Raw genomic sequence first — 19,645 nt, forward strand, 5'->3', positions numbered from 1 at the left:
CGCTCAGCTGTTATTCAGCCCGAGCAACGGCTGGCGCATGCCAAATACCAGAAAGCGCGCCAGCTCTGGGAGCGGCAAGGCTTTGCTGATCAAGTAGCCTTGCACTTGGTCGCAACCGTACTGGCGCAGCAGCGCCAGTTGTTCAGCATTCTCCACGCCCTCACCGACCACCTGCAGATTGAGGTTGTGCGCCAGGTTGATCATCGCCCGCACCAGCTGCCGATTCTCCGGGCGCTCACTCATGCCGCCGACAAAACTTTTATCGATTTTCAGCAAGGTGATTGGCAGGTTATTCAGGTGCACGAAAGACGAGAAGCCGGTGCCAAAATCGTCGAGGGAAAAACGCACCCCGAGACGAGCCAAGGCCAACATGGTTTGTTGCACCTGATCGCTGCGGCGCATCACTGCGGTTTCTGTTAACTCGAACTCCAACCACTGCGCGTCCACACCGCGCTCTTCGATCAGGCGGCTCAGGGTTGGCAGCAACTGGCTGTCCTGAAACTGGCGGAATGACAGGTTAACCGCCATATGCAGCGCCGGCACGCCGCGCCCACGCAGCCATTGCATGTCACGCAAGGCACGCGAGATCACCCAGTAGCCGAGTGGCACGATCAGGCCACTCTCCTCGGCCAACGGCACGAATTCGTTTGGACCCAGCAGGCCATGCTCGCGGTGCTGCCAACGCACCAGCGCTTCCAAGCCGACGATACGCCCGGTCTGTAAACACAGGCGCGGCTGATAATGCAGCTCCAATTCATCACGGCGCAGGGCACGACGCAGCTCACTCTCCAGGTCAGCCTGGTTGCGGGCGCTGCGGTTGATCCGCTCGTCATAGATATGAAAGGTGCAGCCCTGTTGGCTCTTGGCCTGCTGCATGGCGATATGTGCGTGCCACATCAATGGGTCGGCGCGGCTCTCGGCACGGGAATGGACCAGGCCCAGGCTGCAGCCGATCAGCAGGCTTTCGCCGTCAATCCAGTAAGGCTCACCGAGAGCCTCGGTAATCTGCACCGCCAGGCGTTCGGCGCGCTGCGGATCACGGCGGCTGTCGAGCAACAAGGCGAACTCATCGCTACCCAGGCGCGCCACTTGATCGCCGGCCTGCAACTGCGCCTTGATCCGCGCGACCACTTGCAACATCAGGTGATCGCCACCCTGATAACCGAGGGCATCGTTGGCGTGGCGGAAATTATCCAGATCAAGATGCCCAAGCGTCAGGCCACGGCCTTCGTTTTCGGCCAGGCGCGCAGCGAGCAGGGTCTGAAAACCCTGACGGTTGGCAATCCCAGTCAACGCATCCTGCTCGGCCAGGCGGTGCAAGGTGTCATTAAGGTGGCCGCGCTCACGCGCATAACGCAGGCAGCGGCGCAGCACCTCGCCGCTGAGCTGGTCGCGCACCAGCCAGTCGCACACGCCCTCAGGGACCGCTTCGGGCTCAGCATCCAACAGCAACACAGTAGGAAGCGCACAGCGCCCGGAAGAAGGCAGGTACTTGGCGGTGGTCAGCAGGATGGCGTTACTGGGCTTATCGAACAGCGCGCTAGCTGCCTCCCATGACGGTGCGGTAATCAGTGCATAGCCACTGCCGAGCGCACTCAGGCGTTCACGCAGCAACTGTGCCCAGCCCGGCGTTTCCGCCAGCAGGAGCAAGCGTAATGGTTCGACGAACGCGGACAAACAACTTCCCCCACAGCACAAATAAAGAGCATTGAAACCGCTCGGATGCGTCGTAATCGACGTCTAATCACGCACATCCTTGTGTCAGTGGCGCGCGCCCTGCGGCATGGCAGGCCCCGAAAGTGGCACCAGAGTACTGGATTAGGAAAATTAACCAAGCCTGGCGGTTTGCCATTATGTGCACTGCAACACACTTCCAGATGGTCGCGGCAGAAAGCCTCAGGCCTGTTAAAATGCGCGCCCATTCCGCCTGACGATTGATTCAATGTCCCGACTGAACCCCCGGCAGCAGGAAGCCGTGAACTATGTCGGCGGCCCTCTTTTGGTGCTCGCCGGCGCAGGCTCCGGCAAGACCAGCGTGATCACGCGCAAGATCGCCCATCTGGTGCAGAACTGCGGCATCCAGGCGCGTCATATCGTGGCCATGACCTTTACCAACAAGGCGGCGCGCGAGATGAAGGAGCGCATCGGCAGCCTGATCAAAGGCCCCGAGGCGCGCGGCCTGACCGTATCGACCTTCCACAACCTGGGCATGAACATTATCCGTAAGGAATACGCGGCACTGGGCTACAAGCCGGGCTTCTCGATTTTTGACGAAGGCGACATCAAGGCGCTGCTGTCGGACATCATGCAAAAAGAGTATTCCGGTGATGACGGCGCCGACGAGATCAAGAACTACATCGGCAGCTGGAAGAACGAGCTGATCATGCCCGAGCAGGCGTTGGCTGCGTCGCGCAACCCCAAGGAACAGACCGCCGCCATCGTCTACCTGCACTACCAGCGCACGCTCAAAGCCTATAACGCGGTGGATTTCGATGACCTGATCCTGATGCCGGTGAAGCTGTTCCAGGAACACCCCGACATCCTGGAAAAGTGGCAGAACCGCATCCGCTACCTGCTGGTCGACGAATATCAGGACACCAACGCCAGCCAATATTTGCTGGTGAAGCTGCTGGTGGGCATGCGTAACCAGTTCACCGTGGTCGGCGACGATGACCAGTCAATCTACGCCTGGCGCGGCGCGCGCCCGGAAAACCTGATGCTGCTCAAGGATGATTACCCGTCGTTAAAAGTGGTGATGCTGGAGCAGAATTACCGCTCCACCAGCCGCATCCTCAAATGCGCCAACACCTTGATCGCCAACAACCCCCACGCTTTCGAAAAGCAGCTGTGGAGCGAGATGGGCATGGGCGATGAGATCCGCGTGATCCGCTGCAAAAACGAAGATGCCGAGTGCGAACGGGTAGCCCTGGAGATTCTCACCGAGCACCTGCGCACCGAACGCCCCTACAGCGACTACGCGATCCTTTATCGCGGTAACTACCAAGCCAAGCTGATGGAGCTGAAACTGCAGCATCACCAGATTCCCTATCGCCTGAGCGGCGGCACCAGCTTCTTCGCCCGCCAGGAGGTGAAGGACCTGATGAGCTACTTCCGCCTGCTGGTTAACCCCGATGACGACAACGCCTTCCTGCGGGTGATCAACGTACCGCGCCGCGAAATTGGCTCCACCACCCTGGAAAAACTCGGCAACTACGCCACCAGCCGCAAGATCAGCATGTACGCCGCCGCCGGCGAGATGGGCCTGGGTGAAAGCCTGGACGCGCGCTTTACCGAGCGCCTGGCGCGCTTCACCAAGTGGATGGACCGGGTGCGCCAGGAGTGCGCGCAGAACGATCCCATTGCGGCGATCCGTAGCATGGTGATGGACATCGATTACGAGAATTGGCTGCGCCAGAACGCCTCCAACGACAAGGTCGCCGACGCGCGCATGGGTAACGTCTGGTTCTTGGTCGAAGCGCTGAAGAACACCCTGGAGCGCGACGAAGACGGCGACATGACCATCGAAGACGCCATCGGCAAACTGGTGTTGCGCGACATGCTTGAGCGCCAACAAGAGGAAGAAGAAGGTGCCGACGGCGTGCAGATGATGACCCTGCACGCCTCCAAAGGCCTGGAGTATCCCTCTGTTTACATCCTCGGCGTGGAGGAGGAAATTCTTCCGCACCGCTCCAGCATTGAAGCCGACACCGTTGAGGAAGAGCGGCGCCTGGCCTACGTCGGGATCACCCGCGCCAAGCGCAACCTGACCATGACCTTCGCCGCCAAACGCAAGCAATACGGCGAAATCATCGACTGCGCGCCGAGCCGTTTCCTCGATGAACTGCCACCCGAGGATCTCGCCTGGGAAGGTCTGGAAGACGCCGCGCCCGAGGTCAAAGCCGCCACCGGCAACTCGGCGCTAGCAAATATGCGCGCCATGCTTAAAAAATAGCTGGGAGCTATTTTTAACGTCGCTTGCGACGGCCCGTAGGGTGGCCGCCAAGGATGGCAGGCCATAAAAAATAGGCTTGTTCAGTAACCCGACGCAGAGCGAGCAGTCGCAGGGTGGATGGCGCTTCATCCATCCACCAAATCGCAAGGGTGGATGGATGAAGCGCCATCCACCCTACATAACTCTGGTAGCCCGGATGCAAGCCAGAAAAACCGCCCCGGATTGCATCCGGGCTACGTTGATGATGAGAGGAACACGCGTGGAAACGCTGAAACAGAAGATTCGCGATGAAGGCTCCGTACTCTCTGAGCACGTGCTCAAGGTCGATGCCTTTCTCAACCATCAAATCGATCCCGCGCTGATGCAGCAGATCGGTCATGAGTTCGCCCAGCGCTTCGCCGGCCAGAACATCACCAAGATCGTCACCATTGAAGCCTCCGGCATTGCCCCAGCCGTGATGGCCGGTCTGGAGCTGGGTGTACCGGTAATATTCGCGCGTAAGTACCAATCGCTCACGCTCACGGACAACCTGTACATCTCCAAGGTGTTTTCCTTCACCAAGCAGACCGAAAGTACCTTGGCCATCTCGGCCAAGCACCTGACCGCCAAGGATCACGTACTGCTGATTGATGACTTCCTCGCCAACGGTCACGCCGCCCGCGCCCTGATCGACCTAATCGGCCAGGCCGGCGCAAGCATCGCTGGCATCGGCGTGGTGATTGAGAAGTCCTTTCAGCGTGGCCGCGCCGAATTGGACGCCCAGGGCTATCGGGTTGAGTCGTTGGCGCGCATCGGCTCGCTCAAAGACGGCCAGGTCAGCTTTATTGACTGACCCACTGCGCGCCTCACGAAGCGGGCTGCCCCGACGCGGTGGCCTGCAGGCCCGCTAGAATCAAGCGCTGATACAGGGCTTCACGCACCCCCTCGGGCGCCTCCAACCCCATGCGGGTCAGGTGCAGAGGAAAGGCCTCGGGCGCTGGCGCATCGAGCGTGGCTTTGCCCAACTCCAGTACCTCGCTGAGCTTGAAATGCCGTTTGAGCCAGGTTAACGCCCGTACCAAGTCACGCTCTTCAGCGCTGAAATCACTGCCCAGCGGGTATTCGCTAAATAGCGCGGCGTGCTTGCGCTGTAACGCATCCAGATGTTCAGGCCGGTTATCGCAGAAACGCGGTGGTAACTGAAAATCTTCGGGTAACTTGCCGGCCTGCTGCGCCTGCTCGATCAGCTGCGCCTGAAAGCGCGAGTCGCTGATGCACAACAAGGCCTCAATCACCTGAGCATCGGTTTTACCGCGTAAATCGGCGATGCCGTACTCAGTGACCACGATGTCACGAAGGTGCCGTGGGATGGTGGCGTGGCCGTAATCCCAAACGATGTTCGAGCTGACCGTGCCGGCGCTTTCACGCCAACTGCGCAGCAGCAGAATCGAGCGTGCATCATCAAGCGCATGAGCCTGGGCGACAAAGTTGTACTGCCCGCCTACGCCGCTGAGCACGCGGCCGTCTTCCAGCTGATCGGACACCGCCGCGCCCAACAGCGTGACGGTGAATACTGTGTTGATAAACCGTGCCTCGCGGCGCTGCAAACGCTTGAGCTCTTCCTGTTGATACAACTCATTGATAAAGCGGATGCCGGCCATGGCATAGCGGCTTCGTTGCTCTGGCGGCAGCGCCCGAAGCCGTTGGTAAAACTGCTGCGGGCCGAGGAAAAAACCACCGTGCAACACCGCACCCTCTCGCGCCGCGCCCAGATAGGTGGCCAAGCCAGCCTGCGTGCGAGGGTCGTCAAGATCGCATGACAGCTGTCGACCATCAGGCAAACGTATCTGTGCGCCGTCCAGGGCAATAGCACCGTTAAGCAAACCGCTGCTCTGTAGCCATGTCAGCAGCGGCTCATCCAGCTGCTTTGCGATGCCAGCTGCGCGCAAGGCTTGCACGCTGTGAGGGCGACCTTGCTCATCCAGCGCGCCGGCCGCCGCCAACTGCTGCACCCGCAAATCGGGGTAAACCGCCCGCCGCACTACACCGGCCTCGGCCAGCGCCAACAGGCCGTTGACGAACATCTCGCTGCAGCCATACAGGCCCCGGGCAAATGCCTCAAGACCACCAACTTTGCTGATCATCTGCGCCCAGTGTCCCTTCTGCAGTGCTTCCAGCACCGCCCGGTAGCCGGCGTTGTCAGCCTGACGTGCCAATAGCGCAGCGGTCAGGGCATCGCCGATGGCGCCGATACCAATCTGCAACGTACCGCCATCTCGGACCAGGGTGCTGGCGTGCAAACCAATGCAATGATCCTGCACGCTCACTGACAGGTTCGGGGTGGAGAACAGCGTAGTGCACTCGCTGTCGGCAATCTGCAGGTCGAACGTAGCGCACGGCACTTGGGCGGTGCCGGCCATGTAAGGCAACGCCTCATGCACTTGCGCCACGCAGAGAATCGTTTCACCGGCGGCGCGGCGCTGCTCCAGCAGGGGCAACAGGTCGAGGGTGATATCCGGGTTGCAGCTCAGGCTCCAGTAGCCAGGGTGTGCGGGGTCGGTCGCGACCAGTTGCGCGATCAGGTTCAAGCCTTTGTCATTCAGATCGCGCGCCACATGGCTGTAGTTGCTACTGATGTAATCCTGCTGGGCCGGTGCGCTGTTGAGCAGGCTACCCGGCTGCAGAAAGAACTGCTCGACACGCACATTGGCCGGCAGACTGTTGCCGTGCAGGTCGGCGAGAAAGTCCAGCTCGGGGTAATCGCCGTAGACTCGCTCAACAAACGGCTCAAGAAACCGCTGCTGCAACCCTTCAGGCGCACGGGGACGCCCCAGGCAGAGAGCGGTATAAATTGTCAGCTGGCGCTCGGGCAAGCGTTTAAGGCGTGCATACAGTGCATTGACCCAGCGGTTCGGCTTGCCCAAACCCAGCGGTAAGCCAAGGTGTATTGGCCCCTCAAGGGTCTGGAGGACATGGTCAATACTGTGCTCGATCGAACAGACCTTGGGCATTTGGCTCTCCTGGCGGCCTTATGGCGAATGCAGTTTGGACCATCACGTCCTCCACGTTGCTGCACTGCCGGGCAGAAAATGCAAAAAGCCGCCCGAGGGCGGCTTTTTCATCAGCAGGGTCGGCTTACAGGCCAGACATCTTCTGGATCGCGCCACGTAGCTCATCATCCGAGCAATCGGCGCAGGTGCCTTTCGGCGGCATCGCATTGATACCCGAAATGGCTTTAGCCAGGATCCCGTCAAGACCGCCCTCTGCATCAGCACGAGCTTTCCAGGCAGCGGTGTCACCAATTTTCGGCGCACCCAAGATACCCGGGGTATGGCAAGCGCCGCAGTGCTTAGTAATGATGTCATCAGCAGTACGCGCAGCACCGCCAGCGGCAACCGCAACTGCACCCACGCCTTTGCATTCTTCACCCATTACGCAGACTTGACCTACCGGCTTCAGTCGCTCGGCAATCGCATCGTCGGTCGTGGCCTGAGCAGTCACTGCCCACAGGGCCAACACGGTAGCCTGAGCTACCAGGATCTTTTTTATCAGGTTCACGGTACACCCTCATCGTGGCTAGTCTCGCTCGCGGCCACGGTTTCGCGAGCGGGGGTCAGTATAACGGCAAGCTGCGGCCGCCGAAACAACCCGTATTGTCGCAGGGTTATCTAGAAATTCGCCGGAGTGGTGGCGCTGATTAGGCGTGCCGGATGCTCGAACGGATTACGAAAACGGTGCGGTTTGCTGCTCTCGAAGTAGTAACTGTCGCCTGGTTCGAGAATAAACACCTCACTGCCGACGGTCAGTTCTAGCTTGCCGGAGACCAGCATGCCGGCCTCTTCACCTTCATGGGCGTACATCTCGTCACCGGTGTCAGAGCCACTCGGGTAAGTCTCATCGAGGAAGGAAATAGCCCGGCTCGGGTGCGCCTTGCCCACCAATTTCATGGTGATAGCACCGCTGCAGATATCAGTAAGTTCGGCGGCTCGGTAGACCACCTGGGCCTGGTTATCCGGTTCCACATCCAGGGAGAAGAACTCCACCAGCGACATGGGGATACCTGCCAACACCTTTTTCAACGAACTGATCGAGGGGCTTACGCTGTTCTTCTCGATCATCGAAATAGTGCTGTTAGTGACGCCCGCCCGTTTAGCGAGTTCACGCTGGGAAAGGCCTTTGAGTTTGCGAATGGATTGCAGTCGTACACCGACGTCCAATGCTGGAGCCCCCTTGGGATAGATACGGAAAAGTCGCCGTATCATCGCATAGCGTTCGGAATTTACAACACTCGTGTTCAAACTCATCTACAAACGCGCGTTTAACCCCCGAGATAGAGCAGCGGTGCTCGACGCAGATTGCAAAACAACTGATAAGGAATACTGCCTGCCTGAGTGGCCACGTCGCTGGCCAGCACCTGCTTGCCCCAGAGTTCGACCCGGCTGCCCAAGCCCGCCTGGGGTACGTCGGTCAGGTCCACCGTGAGCATGTCCATCGACACCCGGCCGATCAAGCGAGTCAGTTGGCCGTCCACCGCCACCGGCGTTCCTGTCGGTGCGTGGCGCGGATAGCCATCGGCATAACCCATGGCCACCACACCCACACGGGTCGGCCGCTCACTGACAAAACGCGCGCCATAACCCACCGGCTCGCCAGCCGGCAGCTCGCGCACGCTAATGATCTTCGACTCCAAGGTCATCACCGGCTGCAAGCGCGCGGCCACGGCCTGCGCCTGCTCAAACGGGGTAGCGCCATACAGCATGATGCCAGGGCGTACCCAGTCACTTGGAACGGCCGGCCAACCGAGCACAGCCGGCGAGTTACGCAGGCTGACCTCGGCGACAAGGCCCTGACGGGCCTGCTGGAAGACGGCCAGTTGTTCTTCGCTACGCGGGCAATCCAGCTCGTCAGCGCGGGCGAAGTGGCTCATCAAAACGATTTTCTCCACCTTGCCGCTGGCCAGCAGGCGCTGATAAGCAGCCTGATATTCCGCTGGATGCAGGCCGACACGGTGCATGCCGCTGTCCATCTTCAGCCACACCGTCAGCGGCGTGCGCAGGGGGCTGCGCTCGATCACCTCCAGCTGCCACAACGAATGCACCACACACCACAAATCATGTTGCTCAATCAGCGCTAATTCATCGATCTCGAAGAAGCCTTCCAGCAGCAGAATTGGCCCGCGGATGCCGGCCTCACGCAGTTGCAGCGCTTCTTCGATACAGGCCACGGCAAAACCATCGGCATCATTCTGCAACGCCTGCGCACAGCGCACCGCACCATGACCGTAAGCATCCGCCTTAATCACCGCCAGCGCCCGCGCGCCAGTCACCTCACGGGCCAGTTGGTAGTTGTGACGCAAGGCGTTGAGGTCGATCAGGGCACGAGCAGGACGCATGATGTTCTCGGCTATCAGCAGTGTTTAGGCTTTGAAAATGGCCCGAAGAATCGCCGCCAGAGATGGTCGGCTATAAAAAAGCCCGGTGTGATCGCCGGGCAAACACCTATTGCAAATGGGGCAGCCGACTAAAGAGCGGCCACGATGGTCATTTCCACCAAAACTTCCGGCTTGTACATCTTGGCCTCGACGCAGGCCCGCGCCGGTGCTGCACCCGGCGCGACCCAGGCATCCCAGACCTGATTGAGACCGGCGTAATCGCGGTCCATGTCCTTCAGGTAAATGGTCACGGAGAGGATCTTCGACTTATCGCTGCCGGCCTCGGCCAAAAAACGGTCGGTACTGGCCAGGGTTTCGCGGGTTTGCTGCACGATGTCGCCACTGTAATCATCGGCCAATTGGCCGGCCAGATAGACCGTGCCGTTATGGATCACGATCTCGCTATGACGTGTTTCAGTGTGCAGGCGCTGTACTGACATGTTTATGAGTCTCCTGGGTGCGGCTGTAGCGGGAAATATCCAGGCCTTCGGCGCTGATCTGCGGGCGCTTTTTCGCCATCAGGTCGGCAAGCAGGCGACCGGAGCCACAGGCCATGGTCCAGCCCAGTGTGCCGTGGCCGGTGTTAAGGAACAAATTGCGCAAGCCGGTGGCCCCCACAATCGGGGTGCCGTCCGGGGTGGCCGGACGCAGGCCGGTCCAGAATTCAGCCTGGCTAAGATCGCCGCCTTGCGGGTAAAGATCGGCGGTGATCATTTCCAGGGTTTCGCGGCGGCGCGGATTGAGGCTCAGGTCAAAGCCGGCGATTTCCGCCATGCCGCCGACGCGGATGCGGTTGTCGAAACGGGTGATCGCGACCTTGTAGGTTTCATCAAGGATGGTCGAAGTCGGCGCCATCGCGGCATTGGTGATGGGCACGGTCAACGAGTAGCCCTTGAGCGGATACACCGGCGCCTTAATGCCCAATGGCTTGAGCAGTTGCGGGCTGAAGCTGCCAAGAGCCAATACATAGCGGTCGGCAGTTTCCAGCTTGCCGTCGATCCACACGCCATTGACCCGGTCACCCACCGCCTCGATGCGCTGGATGTTCTGACCGAAGCGGAACTCCACACCCAACGCCTTGGCCATATCGGCCAGTTTGTTGGTGAACAGCTGGCAATCGCCGGTCTGGTCATTCGGCAGGCGCAAGGCACCGGCCAGCTTGTCGGTCACCGCCGCCAGGGCCGGCTCAACGCGGGCAATGCCAGCGCGATCGAGCACTTCATAAGGCACACCGGATTGCTGCAGCACGGCGATGTCTTTCGCGGCGTTATCCAGTTGCGCCTGGGTGCGGAACAGCTGGGTGGTGCCCAGGCTGCGGCCTTCATAAGCGATTCCAGTTTCCGCACGCAGTTCATCGAGGCAGTCACGGCTGTACTCAGACAGACGCACCATACGCTCCTTGTTCACCGCGTAACGGCTGGCGGTGCAGTTGCGCAGCATCTGCGCCATCCACAGGTATTGGTCGATATCGGCGGTGGCCTTGATCGCCAGCGGCGCGTGCTTTTGCAGCAACCATTTGATGGCCTTCAATGGTACGCCTGGCGCTGCCCATGGCGAGGCATAGCCAGGGGAGACCTGGCCGGCGTTGGCGAAGCTGGTTTCCATGGCCGGGGCGTTCTGCCGATCGACCACCACCACTTCAAAACCCTGACGCGCCAGGTAATACGCACTGGCTGTGCCAATCACACCGCTACCGAGAACCAGAACCCGCATGTCACTCTCCTCGTCGCGACCGAGCACGACGGATAATTCTTGAGATCACAATTGATCGCAGTATAGGAAGAGATGACCAGTGCTTTTCACTATATAACTAGCTATATTTGGCGACAATTATTGGCAATATCGCTTTCTATAGAGGGGTATCCACCATGCGCACCCAGCATCAGAGCCGCCGCGAACTGGACAAGATTGACCGCAACATCCTGCGTATCCTGCAAGACGATGGGCGCATCAGCTTTACCGAACTGGGCGAACGCGTCGGCCTGTCGACCACGCCGTGCACCGAACGGGTCCGCCGCCTGGAGCGCGAAGGCATCATCATGGGCTACCACGCGCGCCTCAACCCACAGCAGCTCAAAGCCAGCCTGCTGGTATTCGTCGAGATCAGCCTGGACTACAAGTCCGGCGACACGTTCGAAGAGTTTCGCCGCGCCGTGCTCAAGCTGCCGCACGTGCTGGAGTGCCACCTGGTGTCGGGGGATTTCGATTACCTGGTGAAAGCACGGATTAACGAGATGGCCAGCTACCGCAAGCTGCTCGGCGATATCCTGCTCAAGCTGCCGCATGTGCGCGAGTCGAAGAGCTATATCGTTATGGAAGAAGTGAAAGAGAGCCTGAGCCTGCCGATTGCCGAGTAACCCTCGGCAATCGGTTTCTGTGGGAGCGGCTTTAGCCGCGATGCGCTGCCGGGCTTTCGTAGCTGAAGCCACTCCCGCAAGAGCAGCGACGTAACCTACACCAGACGTTGGCGGGTGCTGGCGATCAACTGGTGTACATGCGCTTCCACGGCCGGCTCGATCATCTGCTCCGGCCCCTGACCACGCGGGCACGGCAGGCTCGGCGTGGTGCCGAACAACCGGCAGATCAATGGCCGCTGCTCGTACACCGTGCAGCCTTGCGGGCCGAGGTGCACGCAGTTGTACTCGGCCAGGGCGGCGTCGTGCTCGGCGTCGCTTTTCACCGGCAGGCGCGACATTTCTTCGGACGACGCGGTGACCGGGCCACAGCAATCGTGACAGCCCGGCACACAGGCGAAACTGGGGATCTGCAAACGTAGTTGGTCGATCTTGCGGTTAGTACAGCTCATCAACAGCGCTCGGTAGAAAACTCGCGCATCTTAACCGCCAACCCCTGCTCTGCGCCGGCAAACGACGATCGGCGCCCAGGAAAAACAGTTTTTACCGCCTCCCCCCTTGGCTTGTGACAAGTAGCGCGCTTATCCTGCGTCAAATTTTAACAACACATAAAACAGGATTTCGCACATGAACGCCCGCGTTCACCAGCCGCAACAGCCAGCCGTGCACAACGATCAGCACGCCCCCTCCTACTACGCCGCCACTGCCAACCAGCAGCTGGCCTATCCGCCGCTGGCGGGTGAGGAGCTGGCCGATGTGTGCATTGTCGGTGGCGGGTTCTCCGGCCTGAATACCGCCATCGAACTGACCCAGAAGGGCTTCTCGGTGGTGCTGGTGGAGGCGCACCAGATCGGCTGGGGCGCCAGCGGGCGCAATGGCGGCCAGTTGATTCGCGGCGTCGGTCACGGCGTCGAGCAGTTCGCTTCAGTGATTGGCAGCGAAGGTGTACGCCAGATCAAGCTGATGGGCCTGGAGGCGGTGGAAATCGTGCGCGGCCGCGTTGAGCAGTTCAACATCGACTGCGACCTGACCTGGGGTTACTGCGACCTGGCCAACAAACCGGCGCACCTGGACGACTTCGCCGAAGACAAGGCCGAGCTCGAAAGCCTCGGCTATCGCCACGAACTGCGCCTGCTGCAAGCCGAGCAGATGCACCAGGTGGTCGGCTCCGACCGCTACGCCGGCGGCATGATCGATATGGGCTCAGGCCATCTGCACCCGCTCAATCTGGCCCTCGGCGAAGCAGCAGCCGCTGCCAGCCTGGGCGTGCGCCTGTACGAGCATTCGCCGGTTACGCATATCGACTACGGCAGCGAAGTGCAGGTGCACACCACCAGCGGCAAGGTCCGCGCCAAAACTCTGGTGCTGGCCTGCAACGCCTACCTCAATGGTCTCAACAGCAAACTCGGCGGCAAGGTGTTGCCCGCCGGCAGCTACGTGATCGCCACCGAGCCGCTCTCCGCAGCCCAAGCGCGCAACCTGATCCCGCAGAATATGGCCCTGTGCGACCAGCGCGTGACGGTCGATTACTTCCGCCTGTCCGCCGACAACCGCCTGCTATTCGGCGGTGCCTGTCACTATTCCGGGCGCGATCCTGCGGACATTGCCGGCTATATGCGACCGAAAATGCTGCAAGCCTTCCCACATCTGCAAGACGTGAAAATCGACTTCCAGTGGGGCGGCATGATCGGCATCGGCGCCAACCGCCTGCCACAAATTGGTCGACTTGCGGAGCACAGCAACGTGTTCTTCGCCCAGGCCTACGCCGGCCACGGCGTAAACGCCACTCACCTGGCCGGCAAGCTTCTGGCCGAGGCTATCAGCGGCCAGCAAGGCGGCGGCTTCGAGCTCTTCGACAAGGTGCCGCACATGACCTTCCCCGGCGGCAAACACCTGCGCTCGCCGCTGCTGGCGCTGGGCATGCTCTGGCATCGGATGAAAGAGCTGGTCTAACCCACGCAACCCAGCAGGCCGTCTGCGCCCTGCTGCTCGTCAACTCAGGGCCGCGTGGCCTCAACTTAGAGTGTCCAGAACGGACACAAGGCTTCACGCTGCGCCTGCGCGCGGCTCAAGCCGACATCCTTCAGTTGCTCATCGCTTAACGTCAGCAACGCGCGCCGCGTCGCTAAGCGCCGACAGAACAGCCTCCAGCGGCCGACAGCCGAAGTGCTTTTATCTTTCTGACCATACAGATGCTCGGCTACGGCCCCTTGCCGCAGCGCTTCTGGTTTCAGCACCAGCCTTGCATCACTTAACCCGTTCATCGCCTGCTCCTGCCCGAAAGCCTGGTAGGTGTTCATGATGAACGCGCCAATAAAAGCATGACAGATTCAAATAACTACTTTTAAATCCATACAGCTTTGTCATAACACAGTCTGAATGACAGATTTACAGCCCATCTGTACTGGTTTTACCAACACCGATAGCATTGCGAGGTAGCTGTCATGACGCTCTACATCAATCTTGCCGAGCTACTCAGCGACCGCATCGAGCAGGGCTTGTACCGCCCTGGCGATCGCTTGCCGTCGGTGCGCGCCCTAAGCATTGAACATGGCGTGAGCTTGAGTACGGTGCAGCAAGCCTATCGCCACCTGGAAGATCAGGGCCTGGCCACGCCCCGGCCGAAGTCGGGCTACTTCGTGCCGGCCGCGCGAAAAATGCCGGCACTGCCTAAGGTCAGCCGTATGGCTCAGCGCCCGGTGGATGTGTCGCAGTGGGATCAAGTGCTGGAGCTGATCAGCCAGCAACCCGGACACGAGGGCATGCTTCAGCTCAGCCGCGGCCGACCGGATATCGACAGCCCAACGCTTAAACCGCTGCTGCGCTCGCTGTCACGCCTGAGCCGTCGTCAGGACGCCAACAGCCTGACCTACGGCTGCATTTACGGCCACCTGGGCATGCGCGAGCAGATCTCCCGACTGATGCTCGACTCCGGCTGCAACCTGTCGCCTCAGGACATCATCGTCACTACGGGCTGTCACGAGGCACTCTCCGCCGCCATACGCGCCGTCTGCCAGCCTGGCGACATTGTTGCTGTGGATTCGCCGAGCTTTCACGGGGTCATGCAGGCACTCAAAGGCTTTGGCATGAAAGCCTTGGAGCTGCCGACCGACCCCATCAGCGGAATCAGTCTGGAAGCCCTAGAACTGGCCCTAGAGCAATGGCCGATAAAAGCCATTCAGCTGACTCCGACCTGCAACAACCCGCAGGGCTACATCATGCCCGACGCCAACAAGCGCGCCCTGCTGGCCCTGGCTCAACGCTATGACGTGGCGATTATCGAAGACGATGTTTACGGCGATCTGGCCTACAGCTACCCACGCCCACGCACGATCAAATCCTATGACGAAGATGGCCGTGTGCTGCTCTGCAGCTCTTTTTCCAAGACCCTGGCTCCAGGGCTGCGCATTGGCTGGATCGCCCCCGGGCGCTACTTGGAACAAGTGCTGCACATGAAATACATGGGCACTGGCAGCACCGCGCAACTGCCACAGCTAGCACTCACTGAGTACCTTGCAGCAGGCCACTACGAGCCTCACCTGCGGCGCATGCGCGCGCAATACCAGCGCAGCCGTGATGTGATGATCGATTGGGTCAGCCGTTACTTCCCCGCCGGCACGCGGGTCAGCCGGCCGCAGGGCAGCTTTATGCTATGGATTGAGCTGGAAGCCGGCTTCGACAGCCAGCGCCTGAACCGCGAACTGCTGCCGCATGCCATCCAGGTTGCGCCCGGCAGCATCTTTTCGGCGGCCGGCAAATACCGTAACTGCCTGCGCATCAACTACGCCGGCAAACCCACGCCGCAGCTTGAACAGGCGATACGTCAGGTCGGCGAATGCGTGGCCGCTTTACTGACCGAGCAGCAACTCGTGCATAGCGGCGAAGAGACCAGCCTCACGCCCTGACGGCCACGACCTCATTGAACGCACCGCGCTTAAACGCCAGCCAAACAAACACTGCCGCACCAATCGCCATCAATATCGGCAGGGCATGCCCACTGACCCACTGGCTGGCAGCGCCGGTCGACAGCGGCCCGAGCAGGCAGCCGGCGCCCCAGAGCAAGGCGATATGCGAGTTGGCGCGCACCAGCGCATCGTCACGGTAACGCTGGCCGACCAGGATCAGCGACAAGGTGTACAAACCGCCTGCGCTGGCACCGAACAACACCAGCACCGCCCAGATCAGCGGCGTGTGCAGCAATGACGGAATGCTCAGGCTCGACAGCAGCAATACCACCCCGCAGCAGCGAAACAGCGTTTGCCGGGGTACACGGTCAGCCATCCAGCCAATCGGCAGCTGCAACGCGGCATCGCCGACCACCACCGCACTGACCATGATCAACGCCAGCTGCTGGGCAAAACCTTCGCGCACCAGGTACACCGGCAGCAGCGTCAGCACCATCGCCTCAAAGGCGGCAAACAGCACCACCGCCCAGGCGATTGCCGGCGAGGTGCGGCAGAACGCCAAGATGCCGCGTCCGGACGCACTCTGCGCATCAACCTTGGGCGCGCCATCACGCCCCAACAACAGCAGGCTACCGAAGATCAACAAGCCCGCCGAGAACCAGAAACCCCGATCACTTTCCGTACCCAGCAGGGTCAGCAAGAGCGGGCCGCACAGCTGACTGAGCGCAAAACCGGTGCCGTACAGCGCCACCAGGCGACCGCGCAGGCGGTCTTCAACCAGCTGATTGATCCAACTTTCGCCGAGCACAAACACCACGGTCAGGGAGATGCCGATCAGCAGGCGCAGCAGCAGCCACAACGGATAGCTCGGCATCACACTGAGCAAGCCCACCGACACCGCACTGGCCACCAGGCAAAGCCGCAAGGTCTGCGGCGTACCGAACCAACCGGCCAGGCGCCCGGTCAACCGCGCTCCCAGCAAAACGCCAACGGCCGGCATCCCTGCCATCACACCAATAGCAAAAGGGCCATAACCCCAAGACTCAAGCCGAAACGATACCAGCGGCAGCGTCACCCCCAGCGACAGCCCAACGACCACAACAGCCGCACTGACGGCGAAATAGGTTGCCCATCTCATTTGCCCAACTCCCATCCCGTGGAGCGAATCACCAGCGTTAACACCGCAGAAAAAACAACGGCCGAGCCTCTGAGAAGAGGCTCGACCGCCAGTTTGACGCTACCGAGTCGACCACTGGCCGACCCAGACGCTTCGTTTTATAGCTTGATCCAGGTGGCTTTGATCTCGGTGTACTTATCGAACGCATGCAGCGACTTGTCACGGCCGTTGCCCGATTGCTTGTAGCCACCGAACGGCGCGGTCATGTCACCACCATCGTACTGGTTGACCCACATGCTGCCGACACGCAGCGCTTTGGCCGCCAGGTGAGCCTTGGACAGGTTGCTGGTCCAAATGGCAGCCGCCAGGCCATAGATGCTGTCGTTGGCGATCTGGATCGCTTCCTCAGTACTGTCGAAGGCAATGACTGTCAGCACCGGGCCGAAGATTTCTTCCTGGGCGATGCGCATCGCATTGTGTGCGTCATCAAAGATAGTCGGCTCAACATACTGGCCGCCGGTCTCTTCGAGGGTGCGCTTGCCACCACAGAGCAGCGTGGCTTGGTCTTTGTGGCCGGCGTCGATATAACCGAGCACCGCGTTCAGGTGCCCCGCGTCAACCAGCGCACCGACCTTGCTCTCAGGGTCCAGCGAATGACCGGCCTTCCAGCCTTGCATCGCCTCCACGACCATCGGCATAAACTGATCCTTGATCGAGCGCTCCACCAGCAGACGTGAACCCGCGGTACACATCTCGCCTTGGTTAAAGCAGATCGCCGCCGCCGCCGCTTCTGCCGCCGCCTTGAGGTCGGGGGCGTCGGCGAAGACGATATTGGCGCTCTTGCCGCCCGCTTCCAACCACACACGCTTCATGTTCGATTCGCCTGCATAAATCATCAGCTGCTTGGCGATCTTGGTTGAACCGGTGAACACCAGCGTGTCGACATCCATATGCAGCGCCAGCGCTTTACCCACGGTATGGCCATAACCCGGCAAGACGTTGAGTACTCCGGCGGGAATACCCGCCTCAAGGGCCAGCTGAGCCAGACGCAACGCCGTGAGCGGCGATTTCTCGGAGGGTTTAACGATTACCGAGTTACCGGTGGACAGCGCCGGGCCGAGCTTCCAGCAGGTCATGATCATCGGGAAGTTCCACGGCACGATGGCCGCAACCACGCCCACCGGCTCACGGGTCACCAGGCCCAGTTCGTCATGCGGGGTGGCGGCTACTTCGTCGTAGATCTTGTCGACCGCTTCACCGCTCCAGCGGATCGCGCGCGAGGCGCCCGGTACATCAACGCCAAGTGAATCGCTGATCGGCTTGCCCATGTCGAGGGTTTCCAACAGCGCCAACTCTTCGGCGTGCTCATCCATCAGATCGGCGAAACGAATCATGATGCGCTTGCGCTGCGCCGGCGCCATCCGCGACCACACGCCAGACTCAAAGGTAGCGCGGGCGTCGCTTACCGCTAATTCGGCGTCAGCCAGGTCACAGCTGGCCACCTGGCCCAGCACGCGGCCATCGACCGGGCTGATGCACTCAAAAGTGTCACCCGAAACCGCCGCACGGTATTCACCATGCACAAAGGCACGGCCTTCGATCTTCAGATTGTTGGCGCGCTGCTCCCAATCGGCACGAGTCAGGCTAGTCATTCGAACATCCTCTATCGCTAGTAAAGCGCCGCAGGTCGGCCGCTGCGCTGTCAATTATTCTGCATGGGTTAAACAAACCCAATCGTGCCGGCAACACTAAACCAGAGGCCTGAGTAGTTCCAATATTTTTTACAAATACAGGCTAATCCACCTTGTTATGTGCGCTTTATTAAACATAGACTGCCGAAATTAGCATTTAACTGACAACACGCCTGACTGGACCTTCTTATGAACATTGAGCAGATCGTCGACTTCGCCCACGCCACCACCGCCCCTGAGCATTACCGCCCAGCTGCAGAAAAAGTCCTCGCGGGTGACCCCGAACAAAGCGTGCGCAACCACTACGGCAGCCCGTGCGGTCAATTCAATGCAGGTATCTGGGAAGGCGCTATCGGCCAATGGACCATCAGCTACACCGAACACGAGTACTGCGAAATTTTGCAGGGTGTCTCAGTGCTGCGTGACCAAGACGGTAATGCCAAGACCTTACGCGCCGGTGACCGTTTCGTGATCCCGGCCGGCTTCTCCGGCACCTGGGAAGTGCTGGAAGCTTGCCGCAAGGTCTATGTGATTTTCGAGCAGACCAGCAACTGATAGCGATTCATGCGTCACCCTTCGCCCGCCTTGCGCGGGCTTTTTATCGCCGACCATCCCTGGCGGCCACTCTGCAGACCATCACTGCGCAACGCAAAAAATGGCTCCCGGCGTTTTTTATCACCTAGGTTTATCACGCTAAATCGCAGGCAAGAAAAAGCCCGCCATGAAGGCGGGCTTTTTCGGCAAGGAGCCAGATCAATTACTTGATCTTGCCTTCCTTGTAGATCACGTGCTTACGCACAACCGGATCGAATTTTTTGATTTCGATTTTGTCCGGAGTGGTGCGCTTGTTTTTGTCGGTAGTGTAGAAGTGACCAGTACCGGCACTCGAGATCAAACGGATCAATTCACGCATGACTTTCCCCTTAAACCTTTTCGCCGCGAGCACGCAGCTCGGACAGAACGACGTCAATACCACGCTTGTCGATGCAACGCATGCCTTTGGCAGAAACGCGCAGACGGACGAAACGGTTCTCAGACTCGACCCAGAAGCGGTGATGCTGCAGGTTCGGCAGGAAACGACGACGGGTTTTGTTGTTTGCGTGGGAAATGTTATTCCCAGTTACCGGACCCTTACCGGTAACTTGACAGACTCTCGACATGCCTCAGCCCTCTAAAACCACATGCCCAACCCGGCATGGGTTGGCCGCTAATATTC

The 19,645-nt window shown here is 60.1% G+C and carries 19 protein-coding genes; 6 read left to right on the plus strand and 13 right to left on the minus strand.

Annotation, left to right across the window (positions count from 1 at the left end; all coding sequences use genetic code 11):
* Positions 1-3: 3 nt before the first annotated feature.
* Complete coding sequence (locus D8779_RS06270; protein ID WP_136663582.1) at positions 4-1,677, minus strand: putative bifunctional diguanylate cyclase/phosphodiesterase; 1,674 nt, start codon at positions 1,675-1,677, stop codon at positions 4-6.
* A 265-nt stretch (positions 1,678-1,942) separates the two neighbouring features.
* Here D8779_RS06270 and rep point away from each other — a divergent pair, with 265 nt between their 5' ends.
* Together rep and D8779_RS06280 are read left to right on the plus strand one after the other, a co-directional pair.
* Positions 1,943-3,952, plus strand: a complete 2,010-nt coding sequence (rep, locus tag D8779_RS06275; RefSeq protein ID WP_136663583.1) for a DNA helicase Rep — start codon at positions 1,943-1,945, stop codon at positions 3,950-3,952.
* 259 nt (positions 3,953-4,211) lie between these two features.
* On the plus strand, positions 4,212-4,784 hold the full coding sequence (locus tag D8779_RS06280; RefSeq protein WP_136663584.1) for a xanthine phosphoribosyltransferase: 573 nt from the start codon (positions 4,212-4,214) through the stop codon (positions 4,782-4,784).
* Between the two features lie 13 nt (positions 4,785-4,797).
* Here the strand turns inward: D8779_RS06280 and D8779_RS06285 are convergent, their stop codons facing one another.
* From D8779_RS06285 to dadA, 6 genes are all read right to left on the minus strand, one after another.
* Complete coding sequence (locus D8779_RS06285) at positions 4,798-6,942, minus strand: acetyl-CoA hydrolase/transferase C-terminal domain-containing protein (protein ID WP_136663585.1); 2,145 nt, start codon at positions 6,940-6,942, stop codon at positions 4,798-4,800.
* A gap of 124 nt (positions 6,943-7,066) precedes the next feature.
* Positions 7,067-7,489 (minus strand): c-type cytochrome, encoded by a 423-nt coding sequence (locus D8779_RS06290; RefSeq protein WP_136663586.1) that lies wholly within the window; start codon positions 7,487-7,489, stop codon positions 7,067-7,069.
* A 110-nt stretch (positions 7,490-7,599) separates the two neighbouring features.
* Positions 7,600-8,148, minus strand: a complete 549-nt coding sequence (locus tag D8779_RS06295; protein ID WP_136664441.1) for a cupin domain-containing protein — start codon at positions 8,146-8,148, stop codon at positions 7,600-7,602.
* A gap of 101 nt (positions 8,149-8,249) precedes the next feature.
* The gene (gene alr, locus D8779_RS06300; protein ID WP_136663587.1) at positions 8,250-9,323 is read right to left on the minus strand and encodes an alanine racemase; all 1,074 of its coding nucleotides are present in this window, start codon (positions 9,321-9,323) and stop codon (positions 8,250-8,252) included.
* A 128-nt stretch (positions 9,324-9,451) separates the two neighbouring features.
* On the minus strand, positions 9,452-9,802 hold the full coding sequence (locus tag D8779_RS06305) for a RidA family protein (protein ID WP_136663588.1): 351 nt from the start codon (positions 9,800-9,802) through the stop codon (positions 9,452-9,454).
* A complete protein-coding gene (gene dadA / locus D8779_RS06310) occupies positions 9,777-11,075 on the minus strand; it encodes a D-amino acid dehydrogenase (protein WP_136663589.1) in 1,299 nt (432 codons plus the stop codon). Before dadA ends, D8779_RS06305 begins: the two co-directional genes overlap by 26 nt.
* Positions 11,076-11,230: 155 nt before the next feature.
* On the opposite strand from dadA, the gene D8779_RS06315 reads away from it, so the two are divergent.
* The gene (locus D8779_RS06315; protein ID WP_136663590.1) at positions 11,231-11,719 is read left to right on the plus strand and encodes a winged helix-turn-helix transcriptional regulator; all 489 of its coding nucleotides are present in this window, start codon (positions 11,231-11,233) and stop codon (positions 11,717-11,719) included.
* A 95-nt stretch (positions 11,720-11,814) separates the two neighbouring features.
* On the opposite strand, the gene D8779_RS06320 is transcribed toward D8779_RS06315, so the two are convergent.
* Complete coding sequence (locus D8779_RS06320; RefSeq protein WP_136663591.1) at positions 11,815-12,168, minus strand: YkgJ family cysteine cluster protein; 354 nt, start codon at positions 12,166-12,168, stop codon at positions 11,815-11,817.
* Positions 12,169-12,343: 175 nt separating this feature from the next.
* Between D8779_RS06320 and D8779_RS06325 the strand changes: the two genes are divergently transcribed.
* Positions 12,344-13,669 carry an NAD(P)/FAD-dependent oxidoreductase gene (locus tag D8779_RS06325; protein WP_136663592.1) on the plus strand — a complete coding sequence of 442 codons (1,326 nt, stop codon included), beginning with the start codon at positions 12,344-12,346 and terminating at the stop codon, positions 13,667-13,669.
* Positions 13,670-13,734: 65 nt separating this feature from the next.
* Here the strand turns inward: D8779_RS06325 and D8779_RS06330 are convergent, their stop codons facing one another.
* Positions 13,735-13,980: a DUF1127 domain-containing protein gene (locus D8779_RS06330; RefSeq protein WP_136663593.1), complete on the minus strand. Its 246-nt coding sequence runs from the start codon at positions 13,978-13,980 to the stop codon at positions 13,735-13,737.
* Between the two features lie 180 nt (positions 13,981-14,160).
* Between D8779_RS06330 and D8779_RS06335 the strand changes: the two genes are divergently transcribed.
* Positions 14,161-15,621, plus strand: coding sequence for an aminotransferase-like domain-containing protein (locus tag D8779_RS06335; protein ID WP_136663594.1), 1,461 nt, complete (start codon positions 14,161-14,163; stop codon positions 15,619-15,621).
* Here D8779_RS06335 and D8779_RS06340 read toward each other — a convergent pair.
* Together D8779_RS06340 and D8779_RS06345 are read right to left on the minus strand one after the other, a co-directional pair.
* Positions 15,611-16,759 (minus strand): MFS transporter, encoded by a 1,149-nt coding sequence (locus D8779_RS06340; RefSeq protein ID WP_136663595.1) that lies wholly within the window; start codon positions 16,757-16,759, stop codon positions 15,611-15,613. The genes D8779_RS06335 and D8779_RS06340 overlap by 11 nt on opposite strands.
* 137 nt (positions 16,760-16,896) lie before the next feature.
* Positions 16,897-18,390: an aldehyde dehydrogenase gene (locus D8779_RS06345; protein ID WP_136663596.1), complete on the minus strand. Its 1,494-nt coding sequence runs from the start codon at positions 18,388-18,390 to the stop codon at positions 16,897-16,899.
* A 228-nt stretch (positions 18,391-18,618) separates the two neighbouring features.
* On the opposite strand from D8779_RS06345, the gene D8779_RS06350 reads away from it, so the two are divergent.
* On the plus strand, positions 18,619-18,984 hold the full coding sequence (locus D8779_RS06350; RefSeq protein WP_136663597.1) for a cupin domain-containing protein: 366 nt from the start codon (positions 18,619-18,621) through the stop codon (positions 18,982-18,984).
* A gap of 202 nt (positions 18,985-19,186) precedes the next feature.
* Here the strand turns inward: D8779_RS06350 and rpmG are convergent, their stop codons facing one another.
* Together rpmG and rpmB are read right to left on the minus strand one after the other, a co-directional pair.
* Positions 19,187-19,342 (minus strand): 50S ribosomal protein L33, encoded by a 156-nt coding sequence (gene rpmG / locus D8779_RS06355; protein WP_007894709.1) that lies wholly within the window; start codon positions 19,340-19,342, stop codon positions 19,187-19,189.
* A 10-nt stretch (positions 19,343-19,352) separates the two neighbouring features.
* Positions 19,353-19,589, minus strand: a complete 237-nt coding sequence (gene rpmB, locus D8779_RS06360; RefSeq protein WP_090240685.1) for a 50S ribosomal protein L28 — start codon at positions 19,587-19,589, stop codon at positions 19,353-19,355.
* Between the last annotated feature and the right edge of the window lie 56 nt (positions 19,590-19,645).

This window comes from Pseudomonas leptonychotis (assembly GCF_004920405.1).
Taxonomy (GTDB): domain Bacteria; phylum Pseudomonadota; class Gammaproteobacteria; order Pseudomonadales; family Pseudomonadaceae; genus Aquipseudomonas; species Aquipseudomonas leptonychotis.

What these genes read in the sequence shown, in the direction of transcription:
- rpmB (WP_090240685.1), bottom strand. Translation starts at nt 19,589, where the DNA reads ATGTCGAGAGTCTGTCAAGTTACCGGTAAGGGTCCGGTAACTGGGAAT.
- D8779_RS06325 (WP_136663592.1), top strand. Translation starts at nt 12,344, where the DNA reads ATGAACGCCCGCGTTCACCAGCCGCAACAGCCAGCCGTGCACAACGAT.
- D8779_RS06315 (WP_136663590.1), top strand. Translation starts at nt 11,231, where the DNA reads ATGCGCACCCAGCATCAGAGCCGCCGCGAACTGGACAAGATTGACCGC.
- D8779_RS06320 (WP_136663591.1), bottom strand. Translation starts at nt 12,168, where the DNA reads ATGAGCTGTACTAACCGCAAGATCGACCAACTACGTTTGCAGATCCCC.
- rep (WP_136663583.1), top strand. Translation starts at nt 1,943, where the DNA reads ATGTCCCGACTGAACCCCCGGCAGCAGGAAGCCGTGAACTATGTCGGC.
- alr (WP_136663587.1), bottom strand. Translation starts at nt 9,323, where the DNA reads ATGCGTCCTGCTCGTGCCCTGATCGACCTCAACGCCTTGCGTCACAAC.
- D8779_RS06350 (WP_136663597.1), top strand. Translation starts at nt 18,619, where the DNA reads ATGAACATTGAGCAGATCGTCGACTTCGCCCACGCCACCACCGCCCCT.
- D8779_RS06305 (WP_136663588.1), bottom strand. Translation starts at nt 9,802, where the DNA reads ATGTCAGTACAGCGCCTGCACACTGAAACACGTCATAGCGAGATCGTG.
- D8779_RS06330 (WP_136663593.1), bottom strand. Translation starts at nt 13,980, where the DNA reads ATGAACGGGTTAAGTGATGCAAGGCTGGTGCTGAAACCAGAAGCGCTG.
- D8779_RS06285 (WP_136663585.1), bottom strand. Translation starts at nt 6,942, where the DNA reads ATGCCCAAGGTCTGTTCGATCGAGCACAGTATTGACCATGTCCTCCAG.
- D8779_RS06335 (WP_136663594.1), top strand. Translation starts at nt 14,161, where the DNA reads ATGACGCTCTACATCAATCTTGCCGAGCTACTCAGCGACCGCATCGAG.
- rpmG (WP_007894709.1), bottom strand. Translation starts at nt 19,342, where the DNA reads ATGCGTGAATTGATCCGTTTGATCTCGAGTGCCGGTACTGGTCACTTC.
- dadA (WP_136663589.1), bottom strand. Translation starts at nt 11,075, where the DNA reads ATGCGGGTTCTGGTTCTCGGTAGCGGTGTGATTGGCACAGCCAGTGCG.
- D8779_RS06340 (WP_136663595.1), bottom strand. Translation starts at nt 16,759, where the DNA reads ATGAGATGGGCAACCTATTTCGCCGTCAGTGCGGCTGTTGTGGTCGTT.
- D8779_RS06345 (WP_136663596.1), bottom strand. Translation starts at nt 18,390, where the DNA reads ATGACTAGCCTGACTCGTGCCGATTGGGAGCAGCGCGCCAACAATCTG.